The 13,139-nt window shown below is 34.1% G+C and carries 9 protein-coding genes and 2 pseudogenes; all 11 read right to left on the bottom strand.

Annotated elements, in window-relative coordinates; all coding sequences use genetic code 11:
• Positions 1–19: 19 nt before the first annotated feature.
• A pseudogene (locus BP17_RS13835) lies at positions 20–132 on the bottom strand (IS30 family transposase); the annotation flags it as partial.
• A gap of 81 nt (positions 133–213) precedes the next feature.
• Positions 214–837, bottom strand: a complete 624-nt coding sequence (locus tag BP17_RS04890; RefSeq protein WP_035052220.1) for a sugar transferase — start codon at positions 835–837, stop codon at positions 214–216.
• Positions 806–2,692: a polysaccharide biosynthesis protein gene (locus BP17_RS04885; RefSeq protein WP_035052218.1), complete on the bottom strand. Its 1,887-nt coding sequence runs from the start codon at positions 2,690–2,692 to the stop codon at positions 806–808. Before BP17_RS04885 ends, BP17_RS04890 begins: the two co-directional genes overlap by 32 nt.
• Positions 2,693–2,812: 120 nt before the next feature.
• Positions 2,813–3,264: pseudogene (locus BP17_RS13525) on the bottom strand (CpsB/CapC family capsule biosynthesis tyrosine phosphatase).
• Between the two features lie 221 nt (positions 3,265–3,485).
• Positions 3,486–4,193 (bottom strand): CpsD/CapB family tyrosine-protein kinase, encoded by a 708-nt coding sequence (locus BP17_RS04875; RefSeq protein ID WP_035052217.1) that lies wholly within the window; start codon positions 4,191–4,193, stop codon positions 3,486–3,488.
• Positions 4,194–4,207: 14 nt separating this feature from the next.
• Positions 4,208–4,948 carry a YveK family protein gene (locus tag BP17_RS04870; protein ID WP_035052214.1) on the bottom strand — a complete coding sequence of 247 codons (741 nt, stop codon included), beginning with the start codon at positions 4,946–4,948 and terminating at the stop codon, positions 4,208–4,210.
• A 227-nt stretch (positions 4,949–5,175) separates the two neighbouring features.
• Positions 5,176–6,060 carry a UTP--glucose-1-phosphate uridylyltransferase GalU gene (galU, locus tag BP17_RS04865; RefSeq protein WP_035052213.1) on the bottom strand — a complete coding sequence of 295 codons (885 nt, stop codon included), beginning with the start codon at positions 6,058–6,060 and terminating at the stop codon, positions 5,176–5,178.
• A 41-nt stretch (positions 6,061–6,101) separates the two neighbouring features.
• Entirely contained in the window at positions 6,102–7,268 is a 1,167-nt protein-coding gene (locus BP17_RS04860; RefSeq protein WP_035052212.1) for a nucleotide sugar dehydrogenase, read from the bottom strand.
• 152 nt (positions 7,269–7,420) lie between these two features.
• Positions 7,421–8,383, bottom strand: coding sequence for an LCP family glycopolymer transferase (locus tag BP17_RS04855; RefSeq protein ID WP_084676289.1), 963 nt, complete (start codon positions 8,381–8,383; stop codon positions 7,421–7,423).
• 401 nt (positions 8,384–8,784) lie between these two features.
• The gene (locus BP17_RS13050; protein ID WP_051910455.1) at positions 8,785–10,575 is read right to left on the bottom strand and encodes a hypothetical protein; all 1,791 of its coding nucleotides are present in this window, start codon (positions 10,573–10,575) and stop codon (positions 8,785–8,787) included.
• A 532-nt stretch (positions 10,576–11,107) separates the two neighbouring features.
• Positions 11,108–13,099 carry a glucosaminidase domain-containing protein gene (locus BP17_RS13045; protein WP_051910454.1) on the bottom strand — a complete coding sequence of 664 codons (1,992 nt, stop codon included), beginning with the start codon at positions 13,097–13,099 and terminating at the stop codon, positions 11,108–11,110.
• Positions 13,100–13,139 lie beyond the last annotated feature (40 nt).

The raw sequence follows: 13,139 nt of genomic DNA, 5'->3' as shown, positions 1-13,139 counted from the left end.
TTTTTAATTTTCTGATTTGTCAAATTAGGCTAGACAATACATCCTACTACTCATGTTACTCAAAAACACTTTCAGTGGTATTAGATATTTCACTGAATTTACTGGAATATTATTTCTCTTATCTGCAACATTTTATATTTATCTGGGACTCTATTAAGCCAATCAGTTAACTGATTTCCAATATAGTTGTTTTTTTCCTATTATTAGTATTTTTCATTCATTTTCCATTGCTTCTCGTTTCTTTAACGAACTAGTTTCACCTTCAACGATGCCTTCGTTTTTCACAACACTGATGATAGTTCCTATAAAACATTTAGCATCAAAGAGAAAACCTATTTTTTTCATATATACACCATCTAAAGCTGCTTTTCTTTGAACAGATAGTTCATCCCGTCCATTAATTTGGGCCCATCCGGTTAATCCAGGGTAGATATCATTTGCCTTATATTTATCTCTTTCTATTACCAAATCATATTGATTCCATAAGGCTGGTCTTGGACCAATGACACTCATTTGACCTTTGAGGATATTGAACAATTGTGGCAATTCATCTAGACTAGTTTTTCTTAATACTTTGCCAACTTTGGTAATATATGAATCAGGATTTTTCAATAAATGTGTTGGAGCATTTTTTGGCGTATCGATTTTCATAGTTCTGAATTTATAAATATTAAATAGTACTTTATCTTTTCCAACTCGTTTTTGCTTGAAAAATATTGGACCTTTTGAATTTACCTTAATTGCGATTATAACGATTAAAAATACAGGTAATAAGATTATTATACCAAGCAATGCTAATACGACATCAATAACTCGCTTGAACAGTTTCTGGTACATCAATAGTAACCCCTTTCTCTTCGGGTTGATTACTGTGATCATTATCTTTTTCTGGCTTCTCATTTGCGAATTCAAGCAAACGCTCTTTCAATTCTATACTACTGCATTCATCTAATGTATAAACAAATTTCATAACCTTAGTTAGAGGTATATCGGTTACCCTCCCAACAAATATCTTTTCGTACACTTGCTGATCTGTTTGTTCACTATCCACTAGTAATTCCTCATAAAGTTTTTCTCCTGGACGAATACCAGTTTCAATGATAGGAATCTCATTTTCTGTATAGCCGCTTAATTTAACAACTTTTTTAGCTAAATCAACTATCTTTACTGGTTCTCCCATGTCAAGGATGAAAATTTCGCCACCTTGAGCTAATGCGCCGGCTTGAATAACCAATCGACTCGCTTCTGGTATCGTCATGAAGTACCTTGTCATTTTAAAGTCTGTAACCGTAACTGGTCCTCCATTTTTAATTTGTTCTTTAAATAATGGGACTACACTTCCACGACTGCCTAACACGTTTCCAAAACGTACAGCTGCGAATTTTGTTTTCTCGGGTTCATTTAAACCAGTAACAATCATTTCAGCAACACGCTTAGTTGCACCCATAACGTTTGGCGGATTAACGGCTTTATCAGTTGAAATCATGATAAAACTGCCAACACCTGCTGCTTTAGCAGCTTCTGCCATATTTTTAGTGCCGTATACATTATTTTTAACAGCTTCTCTTGGATTGTATTCCATCATCGGCACATGCTTATGTGCTGCCGCATGATAGACACGATCTGGTATGTAATGTTGCATCACTTCAAAGAGTCTTTTACGATCTTGAATATCCGCTATTACGGGTACAATTTCGATTTGACCCCTATATTTTCCACTAAGTTCTTTATTAATTTGATAAATCGAATTTTCTCCATGTCCCAATAAAATTATACGTCTAGGCGAGAATCGTGCAATTTGACGACAAATTTCTGAGCCGATTGAACCCCCAGCACCACTTACTAAGATGGTTTTACCACTCAACTTAGTTGCGATAACTTGCATATCTAATTTAACTTCTTCTCGTCCAAGCAAATCTACAACATCAATTTCTCTAAATTGACTAACTGATAACTTACCTTGCAAGACATCTTCAACTGAAGGCATCAGATTGACAGTAATTTCCGCTTGATTACAAATGTCTAAAATACGTTCATATTCTTTTGGTTCCAAAGAAGGAATCGCAATTGTGATTTGCTGAACTCGATGTTTTTTAGCCATTTCAGGTATATCATTTATATTTCCAATTACCGGTACTTCGTGCATCAACATCTTAAACTTAGAAGGATCATCATCGACGATTCCCACAATTTTCACATCACTTGGATTACGTTTTAAACTACGAATCAAGATACTTCCGCCATCTCCAGCACCAACAATCAATGTTCTGATTTGTTGTTCAACTGAATAGCCATGGACCTTCTTATAGTTATGTTCATTGTAAATACGCCAAATGATTCTGCTTCCGGCTATACTTGCTATCGAAAAGATATACGTTAAGATAATAAATCTTAAACTGACCGTCTTCAATAAAACTACCGAAATAAGTGCCGAAGCTATAAATGAAAAACTGACACAAATAATTACAGCCAATGACTCACGAATACTTGTATAGCGATTGATTTTAGAAAATAGTTTGAATTGAGTTGCTAATATGAGGTAGAGGCTAATAGTTACACCAATAGTAGTTATAAATGATTGGATTGAAACGGCGATATAGGGATTTAAAAAGAAATAAGCAATTAATCCTGATACTACTATTGATAAGCTATCAAACCCAATCAGAATATTCTTTTTAGTTCTTCTAGTCATAATCTTTCTCTATTTCTCCTTTAAAACAATCCTAGAAATTTGGAATGTCTAATTTTTTTTGGTGCGTTCGAAATAATGAGCTCTCCATTGATAATATCTTTTGTTATTTTCTGATACTTTTCAACTTTTTTTAAGACCAAATTCTTTTTCTAGTTGGTGATACAATTCTTTCATATAGATACTTCTTGAAGTCGTGTTATGTGCATTCAAAGCAATATAGTGAACTAAATCTGCCTCAATCAATTGTTTGCTAAATTTTCGATTTTTTTACCAAAAGATCCCACATAACTTCCTGCAGTTAATTGAGCTAATGCCCCTTTTTCAATCAATGAACACAATCCATTCGGATCATTTAAACTAACATGATTGCGTTCTGGATGAACTATGATTGTTGTTACTCCAGTTTTTTGTAATTCAAAAAATAACGATTCCATGAAAGCCGGAATCGTAGCAGCAGGAAATTCAATTAATAGGAATTGATTTCCCTCATCAATAAACTGTATTTTATTTTCAGTAATGTCCTCAATTAATTCTCTTGCGATACGTATTTTTTGTCCTGGAAAAATCGTCAATGGGATAGCACGACTATCTAGTTCTTGATGCAGAATTTCGACTTATTGATTAATATCATATTTTGCATTTGTCCAACGACTATTTTTATAATGTGGTGTAGCTAAAATATGATTGATCCGCTAAGCACCTGCCATCCTGTCCATCGCTAGAGAATCCTCTACGTCTTTTGGTTCATCATCAATACCGGGTAAAATTTGGTAATATAAATTGATTATCAAATTTACTCACCTGCTCCATAGTAATAATAATAATTGTCGCCTTTCAATTCTACTCGATTGAATACAACACCAATCACATTTGCTTTTACTTTTTCAAGCAGTTCTTTTGATTTTGTAACCATTTCTTTATCAGCACCATCTTTATTCACTACAAAGATCGTGCCATCAGCCTTACTTGCCATCACCTGTGCATCTGTGACAGCGATAACTGGTGGCATATCAAAAATAATCAAATCAAACAGATCTTCAAATTCTGTTATTAATTGATCCATCCGGTTAGATGCTAGTAATTCAGATGGATTTGGTGGAATAACACCACTTGTAATAATGGACAACCCTTCTGTATCTAGACGGTGAGCAATATCTTTGACCTCAACATCTCTTTCGGTCAATAGAGTTGTTAATCCATCGCGATTAGGCAAGCTGAAGGTTTTATGGACTGTAGGCTTACGCATATCTGCATCGACAATCAAAACTTTCTTACCTTGCATAGCAAAAGTAACGGCCAGATTAGCTGATATTGTTGACTTTCCTGCTCCCGGTCCAGCTGATGTAATGACAAGCGTTTTAAGATTTTTATCTACCATTGAAAATTGGATATTAGTACGAATCGTTCTAAATTGTTCAGCGATTACTGAGCTTGGCCTTGTTAGTGTAACTAAACTTGGACGTTCATTAGCATCTAATTGTTTTTTCTTTTTATTGAACATTTCTTTCACCTCTTTTATACTCTGCTTTTTGTTCTTCTAGTATTTAACTCAGCTTTTTTAACTTTTATTTCTGCTTGTAATTCATCATGTGACATTTCTGAAACACTTCCTAATACTGACCAGCCTAACGTTTCGGTAATGAATCGTTCATCTCTGACAGTTTTATCCATGAATTCTAGTAAGAAGGAAATACCAACACCTAGCATCAAACCAACTAGTAAACCAATCACTAGGTTTAGTATGTTATTAGGTGAAATTTGATCTGTAACGGGAACAGCCTCTGAGATAATCGTCACGTTTTCAACATTCATAATATTTCCAATTTCATTTTGAAAAGTAACGGCAACCGCGTTTGCAATCTCAGCCGCTTTGTATGGACTATCATCTATTACAATCAATGAAAAAACTTGCGAATTCTCTTGTGTTGTAATTTCAATTTTCTCAGATAATTCAATCGTTGTTAAAGTTGATTCCAAGCTTTCTTGGACTTCATTTAAAATAACTGGCCCTTTAATAATGTCTTTGTATGTATTGATCATCTGCACATTCGTATTAATATCCGTAAGTTGTAATCCTTCTGCAGATTCTGTTGTGCGATTGACTAAAATTTGAGTAGTTGCATTGTACTGAGGTGTTGCGATGAAAAAGGTAAACCCAGCTGCTAGTATTAAACCAATCATGCCTAAACTAATGATCAATGAAAACCGCTTTTTCAATGTACTGAATAATTCTGACAAACTAATTTCTTCTTCCATTTCTTCCTCCTGCTTAACTCTTTTTTGTTAACTCTGTTACTATTTTAAATGACTTTAAGTAGTATACCATATTCATCTAATCTGTGAACATTATAAAGTAATTTTATCCAACAAATTTTTATTTTTAAGATGGTTGGTGGAACTATTTTTGTCATGTTTCAGGCATTTTAGTTTGGAGAGCACTAAAAAAATAAAGAGCTCCTTATTGAGCTCTCTATTTTTTATGTTCAATTTCTGCCATCCAATTCTTTACTTAATTGGATAATGTATTCTTTCAAGTCATCTTTTACTTCTTTATGTTCAAGTCCAAATTCAATATTAGTCATCATATAACCGAACTTATCGCCAACATCATAGCGTTTCCCTTTGAATTCGTGCGCTAAAACTTGTTGCGTTTTATTCAAGGTCTCGATGGCATCCGTTAACTGTATTTCATTTCCTGCACCAGGTTCTTGTTTTTCAAGAACGTCAAAGATCTCCGGTGTTAACAAGTAACGGCCAATAATCGCCAAGTCGCTAGGTGCTTCTTCAGGTGTCGGTTTTTCAACAAAGTGATTCACTTTGTATAGATCCTTAGAGACTTCTCCATCTAAATCGACGATTCCATACTTAGACGTATCTTTATGTGGAACACGCATCGTAGCTAAGACAGATGATTGCGTTTCATCATAGTGGTTCATCAATTGTTTGGTCAAAGGCACTTCATCGACCATCAAGTCATCCCCAAGCAAGACAATAAAGGGTTCATTCCCGATAAAACTTTTTCCATGCAAGACAGCGTCTCCTAGACCTCTAGGATAAGACTGACGCACAAAATGCAATTTGATTTTTGTGGTACTTTCAACTAATTTTAACAATTCAAATTTTTCTTTTTCTTGAAGATTTTGCTCTAATTCAAAATTAGAGTCAAAATGATCTTCAATCGAGCGTTTACTTCTTCCAGTAACGATTAATATTTCTTCGATCCCAGATTCAATCGCTTCTTCAATAATAAATTGAATTGTTGGCTTATCTACGATTGGCAACATTTCTTTTGCTGTAGCTTTTGTGGCCGGTAAAAAACGCGTCCCTAAACCTGCTGCAGGAATCACAGCTTTTCTTACTTTTGACATATCTCTTACCTCCTAATAGATGGCTTTCATGCACTAACGGACTAATCTGTATGGAATAAATCTCTCGTATAGACTTTTTCTTGTACATCCATCAATTCTTTGGCTAATCGATTTGAAACAATCACATCAGATAGTTTTTTAAATTCGTCAAAATCATGAATCACTTTTGAATTATAAAAAGTATCTTCTTTTAGTACCGGTTCATAAACAACTACTTCTATACCTTTTGCCTTGATTCGTTTCATGATTCCTTGGATGGATGACGCTCTGAAGTTATCTGAGTCAGTTTTCATCGTCAAACGATAGATTCCAACTATTTTTGGATTACGTTTCATAACCATATTTGCTATATGGTCTTTACGTGTACGGTTCGCATCCACAATTGCGCCAACGATATTATTTGGTACATCTTCGTAATTTGCCAACAGTTGTTTCGTATCTTTTGGCAAGCAGTAACCGCCATAACCAAATGAAGGATTATTGTAATGGGTCCCGATTCTTGGATCTAGCCCTACACCATCAACGATTGATTTTGTATCCAATCCTCTAACTTCTGCATACGTATCCAATTCGTTAAAGTATGCTACTCGTAATGCTAAATAAGTATTAGAAAATAATTTGACTGCTTCAGCTTCTGTCGAATCCATAAATAAAACAGCAATATTTTTTTTTATAGCCGCTTCAACTAATAAATCTGCATACGTTTTAGCTGCTTCCGTTTTTGCACCAACAACAATACGTGACGGATAAAGATTATCATAAAGCGCCTTACCTTCACGCAAAAATTCTGGTGAAAAAACAATATTATCTACGCCGTACTTTTCTCGTGTTTCCTTTGTGTACCCAACAGGTACGGTTGATTTAATAATCATAGTCGCTTGTGGATTGTATTTAAGAACATCTTCAATAACGCCTTCTACTGTTGATGTATCAAAATAGTTTTTCTTTTCATCATAGTTTGTCGGTGTCGCAATAATCACATATTGTGCATCTTTATAAGCATCCGTTTTATTTGTTGTAGCTTTTAGATTCAATTCTTTTGTTGCCAGGTATTCTTCAATCTCTTTATCAACGATTGGTGATTTTTTATTGTTGATCAACGTTACTTTTTCTTCAACGATTTCTAAGGCTGTAACTTCATTGTGCTGTGCTAACAGAACTGCATTGGATAATCCAACATAACCGGTTCCGACTACTGTAATTTTCAAAATGGACTGGCTCCTTCTACTTTTATATTTAAAAACAAAAATTTTCAAGTTAACATTATAATAATAGCAGATTGCTGAGCTAAAAACAATCAGTCTGCTATTCATCTTCTACAACAAAAAACACTATGAGAAAAAACATAGCGTTTTTATTATTAATTTAATTCCAATTGTTCTTTTAATAGACTAGATACTCTATTCATTTCTTCATCCGGTACGATCCCATAGTAAATTCCATCAATCATTGAGCCAGTTGCTACAAGTTGATCTTGTTGGATGTTTCCAGCAGCTGAACGATAATTATTAAATAACTTTACCATATCATCAAATTCAAGACTTGTTTGCATATTATTTTCTAATGAACCTAAGATATCTTGGTAATTTGAAATGGTAGATAATGAGGCTACTTTTTCAACAGTTGCTTGGATCACTTGTCGTTGTCTTTCTTGACGACCATTGTCTCCATTCGGATCATCATAACGCATTCTAGAATACGCTAATGCAGCTTCACCGTCTAAAGAAGCCGTTACACCTTCTGTAAAGTTATAGCCTTCAGAAGAAAAAGTTAATGGGCTGGTTACTTGAACTCCGCCAACTGCATTGACCACATCTTGTAAACCTTGCATATTAACTTGGACGTAATGATCAATTGGAATGTCCAACATATTTTGAACGGTATTTACGGACATTGATGTCCCACCAAATGCATAAGCATGGTTGATTTTATCCGTCGTTCCATGACCTACGATCTCAGTACGTGTATCACGAGGAATACTGATAATTGTTGTAGTATCTGTATTTGGGTTTACGGTCAGGACCATCATTGTATCTGAACGCCCTTGCTCTGTTCTTCCTAAGTCTCCTGTATCTACTCCTAACAGCAGAATAGAAAACGGATCTTTTTTACTAATATCAACCGAGCTATCACGAACTTCTTCTTTTTCAACATCTTTATATATTTTTTCAGTTGTTCCTGCAACATCACTGTAAATTTTCCAAACAAATAAACCTAAAACAATAAATAGTACCAATGCAATAATTAGAAAAATTTTCAAACCTTTTCTTTTCTTCTTTGGTCTTTTTCTTGGTTTTCGCATTTCAAATCTTGATTGTGACATTCTTCCACCCTTTTCTTGACAGTCTTTATAAACGGTCACATTGATTATATGTACTTCCTTTTTTATTGTACCAGTAGAATAATATTTTGCAATTATATTTTTATTTTAATTAGAAAAGGGTAACTCCGAATTTAATTCGAAATCACCCTTTTATAGTCAAGTCCATAACATTTTGTGAAATACAGTACATTGCTTTAGAGCTTTAGCTCATAGGTTAAAATTTAATATATTTTTTTGTAGACCTTAGCCAGTCTTCGTGACGGTTGATTACCATATTCACAATAACAAATTAACTGCTTTCTTTTTAAATTTTCAACATAATTTTTTTGGGAATTTTTAATAAATGCTTCGGCAAAAATTAAATTGCTAACTGATTTATTGCCATATTTAAATTATTCAATTTATTTTATAAATGAGTTCACCTTACTGGTAGGTGCTTGTTCTCCTTTTTCAACTAATTTAATCTCAACACCTTCTAAACGTTTAGCTTTGCCTTCTGTACCGGAAGATTCGCCGTTCTTAGCCCAACCTAGCCAACCATAGCTTTGTGCATGGACGCGATAATAAACATCATATTTTTTGGCCATTTCGCCTGTTAATTGAATTTGAACAGCTTCCAAGCGTTTGGCTTTGCCTGAAGTGCCGCTTAAGCTGCCGTTTGTTGACCACCCTTGCCAACCATAACTTTGAACATGCGTTTTGTATTGAATGTTTCCTGAAACTGTTAAGTTTTCCAGATTGATCTTAATACCTTCTAAACGTTTAGCTTTTCCTGATGTTCCAGCCATTGTTCCATCCTTAACCCATGCTTGCCACCCAATGGATTGGACATGTGTCGTATAAGATACGGTAGGAACTTTTTCTTTTTTATCGAAAGGTTTAGCTGTTGATCCAGGAGCAGCTGCTCCTTTTTCTACTATGACAATTTCTATTGCTTCCAGACGTCTACTGTAACCTTCTGTTCCTGCTTCTTCACCATTCTTGGCCCAGCCTAACCAGCCATTTTTTTCTGCATGAACACGGTAATAAACGTCGTATTTTTCTGCATCTGTACCGGTTAATTTAATTTTGATGGCTTCTAATCGTTTAGCTTCTCCTGATGTTCCACTTAAAGTCCCATCTGAGACCCAATTCATCCATCCGTTTTTTTCAACATGCGTAGAATACGTAATCCCTAAATCAGGATTATTATCTACAGTGATCTTAACAGCTTCCATCCGTTTACTCTCACCTTTAGTTCCAGATAGTGCTCCATCTGCAACTTTATCCATCCACCCTTTGCTTTGAACATGAGTTAAATAAGAGACTGCAGCTTTTTCTGTATTAGTAATTACTTCAAACTCACCAGCCGTTAAATCAGGTCCATTTTCTTGCCAAAAGACACCGTTAAACCACTGCATGTAATTTTGATTACTGTCTTTAGCACTTATACTTGTTATACGCCATGATCCTATATAAGATTCATCATCAATTAAAAAGCTAGCTTCGTATCTGTCTGTTTTTGAATTGTACACCATATCAATATTAAAATAAGATTCATCAGTTAGGTCTTCACCATAAAAATATCCTAAACTAACCTTTTCTAAGTTACTGTCATCAGTAATTTTAGCGCTTATAGTAACAGTATTCCCTTCAGTAACTATTTTTTTTGATACTTCTAGAGATTCATAATCAAACTGCGGCAAATTGATTTCTGATCTTATACCTGAAATAAGGAAGTTCCCAGCAGTTAGAGAATCAAATTTTTCACTGTATACAGTATTCCCTTCTAAATCAGTTGCATATATACCATCAAAAATCCACGTTCCATTTTCAAATTCTTTATCTACTTCGATTTCTACTTCGAAAAGATCTGTTTGCTTATTAAGCTTTAAAGTAAAATTACTTTGATACTTGCTTAAAGGAGCAACATAAGAAATGTCAATATAATCTATATCAGCAGGGTTCTCTGCTGCTAAACTAATTTTAATAGTATCTCCTAATGTTGCAGAAGTTTTGCTAACTTTTAGTGATGATACATCAATTATAACTTCCGTATTAATTGCTGCTTTCATTTCAACTGTTTGCACAGTTTTTTCTGTCTCATCGATTGTTTTTTCGTCAGTTGCAGCATATGAAAATATCGGTGAAAGAGTTAAGGCCAATATTGTGCTAGTAAAAACTGTACTAATTAATTTCTTTCCAATTAACATTTATGTATCCCCATTCTTAAATTAAAATAATTTTTAACAATTGTTATGTTTCCATTCTACTCTCCTTATCTTTCTAATTATTTTAAAAAATAACATTAGTAACTTTACCATTATCTCTAAGGGTTATCAATATGATTAAGCGTTAATTATTACTAATATATTCATTCAATCTGATTTGTCAAAACAAAGCTCTATACTTTTTAGTGTTGTTAGTTCAGCTACTTTAATGGCACGAAATTTACAGAGGAATAGGATTGCTTGTAGCCGTGTATTTGATTCAATGAGAATTAAAAAATGTTGGCGTTTTAGCGCGGTTACGGTTTGTTTGAAGTTCGAAAGTCTGAAGAATGTGATTTTAAACTTCTGTCGCTCCCATGGCTCTCCAAAAGCAAACCCGTACATTTCAGAATAAATCTCACCTTATTCTATCAAAACCATTTGGAGAAGAGTCAAAAAAAAGCCTTCAGAAGTTTTAGCTTCTGAAGACAAATATATTTTCTTTAACACGACTTTAATTACTTCAAACTGATTATTATTTGATAAAAGAATTAGCTGTACTACCTGGCGCTTTTCCGCCTTTTTGAACCAATTTAATTTGTATAGCTTCCATTCTCTTAGATTTACCCTGACTACCTGCTGAGTTTCCATTTTTAGCCCAACCTAACCAACCGTAAGATTGAGAATGAACTCGATAGTAAATATCAAATTTTTCTGATAATTCACCCGTTAGCCTAATTTGTATAGCCTCCAAACGCCTTGATTTACCTGTAGTTCCACTTAAATCTCCATTTTCAGTCCAGCCTTGCCATCCATTATATTCAACATGTGATTTATATTGAATACTACCCGAATATTTAGAATCACTTTTTGAAATTTTAATCGCTTCTAACCTTTTTTCTTTACCCGTTGTTCCACTTGTATTTCCACTTGAAACCTTTTTTTGCCATCCAGTTGATTGTACATGTGTAGAATAGTTTATAGTTGCAGGTTTCAATTTGTATGCATTAGCTGTAGATCCCGGAGCACTAGACCCTTTAGGTAATACAGATATTTGAATAGCGTTTATTTTTTTTCTAAAATCAACTGTTCCAGAAATGTTCCCATTTTTAGTCCATCCCAACCAGCCATCTCCATCTACATTTACTCTATAATAAACATCAAAGGCACTAGCTTGTGTTCCTGTAAGCTGAATTTTAATTGCTTCTAGTCGTTGATACTTACCCATGCTACCACTAGTTACGCCATTACTTACCCAATTTGTCCAGCCTTCATTTTGAACATGTGAAGAGTACTTAATACCTAAATTTTCAAAACCGGCTACATTAATTTTAATAGCTTCTAATCTTTTTTTATTGCTTGTAGATCCGCTAGTAATACCGTTTGATTTAGATTTTAACCAACCTGATGTTTGAAAATGAGTTTCATAAGTTACATTCGGATACCTATCATATTTAGCTAAATCATATGTTTCAATAAGATCCGTTAACTTTTTTACATAAGTAGGGTCAGTTGCATATGAATACTTAGCCACTGGTTTTACTAATCCTGCTGCTGCAGTTTTATAGTTTGTAGCATTAGCTCTCCAAGTACCTGAGTAGTTATCTGTTTGATAAGTTAGACCGTTTTTCAATTTTTTGGCATAATCTGATAAAGATTCTAAAAAAGAAGGATATTTTCTAAAGTTTTGATAAATAGTATACCATCCATTTGTTTTATCCCATTCCCTTGTTGGCATAGATACAAATTTCCCATTATAAGTTCCTTTAACTCCAAACAAGTTGTTGTTAGGACTGCTGGCAAGTGAGCTAGTTCCCCATCCACTTTCCAACGCTGCTTGGGCAATCATAACTGAAGGAAATAATCCATATTTATTAGCTACTTCAACCGCATATGGCGCAATATTATTAATGAACGTTGTAGAAACCGGTAAACTCATCATTCTAGAGAAAGTATTCATTTGTTGATTACTTTCTCTTTCCATTAGTTCTATAGTATATTCTCTGTTTTCTTCTACAGAAAAGATTTTCTCATCAGAATAGTTTTCTGCATCGGAAGTATTCGATTCAAATTCGCTTGAATCCATTATGTCTTTCTGTATTTCATCAGTTGTAGTTGTTTCTGGTTCAGCAGACTCTGTTGTACTTGATTCTGTTACACTGGATTCTGTTGCACTGGATTCTGTTACACCGGACTCTGTTATATCTGTTGCATCTGACTCTGTTGTTCTTGACTCATTCTCACTCGGATCAACTGTTATTGTTTCTGACTCATTTGACTTTTCATTATCTTCTTCCAACTCATCAGAAGTAATTATGGTAGTCTCTGATTCGTTTGATTCCATTGTACTTGAATTTAATTCACTAGAGTCTGTTGTATCAGTTTCTATTTCACTTGATTCTATCGTACTTGACATAATGCTACTTTCAGTTGCAAAAATAATAGTTGGCTGTAGAGTAGTAAATAATAATACGTTAGTTGTTAAAAATACTATCATATTGAAAAATTTATTATTCTTTCTTTTCATTCTTTTTCTCCTCCATATGTAAAAAAATAACGCTAAAGTC

It is taken from the genome of Carnobacterium pleistocenium FTR1 (assembly GCF_000744285.1).
GTDB lineage: Bacteria > Bacillota > Bacilli > Lactobacillales > Carnobacteriaceae > Carnobacterium_B > Carnobacterium_B pleistocenium.
The sequence above is the reverse complement of the archived record's forward strand: the minus strand, read 5'-3'. Positions and strand labels throughout refer to the sequence as shown.

Bases quoted from the DNA above. Each gene is read 5' to 3' on its own strand.
- BP17_RS13050 (WP_051910455.1), bottom strand. From the start codon at position 10,575: ATGTTAATTGGAAAGAAATTAATTAGTACAGTTTTTACTAGCACAATA.
- BP17_RS04855 (WP_084676289.1), bottom strand. From the start codon at position 8,383: ATGTCACAATCAAGATTTGAAATGCGAAAACCAAGAAAAAGACCAAAG.
- BP17_RS04885 (WP_035052218.1), bottom strand. From the start codon at position 2,692: ATGACTAGAAGAACTAAAAAGAATATTCTGATTGGGTTTGATAGCTTA.
- BP17_RS13045 (WP_051910454.1), bottom strand. From the start codon at position 13,099: ATGAAAAGAAAGAATAATAAATTTTTCAATATGATAGTATTTTTAACA.
- galU (WP_035052213.1), bottom strand. From the start codon at position 6,060: ATGTCAAAAGTAAGAAAAGCTGTGATTCCTGCAGCAGGTTTAGGGACG.
- BP17_RS04890 (WP_035052220.1), bottom strand. From the start codon at position 837: ATGTACCAGAAACTGTTCAAGCGAGTTATTGATGTCGTATTAGCATTG.
- BP17_RS04875 (WP_035052217.1), bottom strand. From the start codon at position 4,193: ATGTTCAATAAAAAGAAAAAACAATTAGATGCTAATGAACGTCCAAGT.
- BP17_RS04870 (WP_035052214.1), bottom strand. From the start codon at position 4,948: ATGGAAGAAGAAATTAGTTTGTCAGAATTATTCAGTACATTGAAAAAG.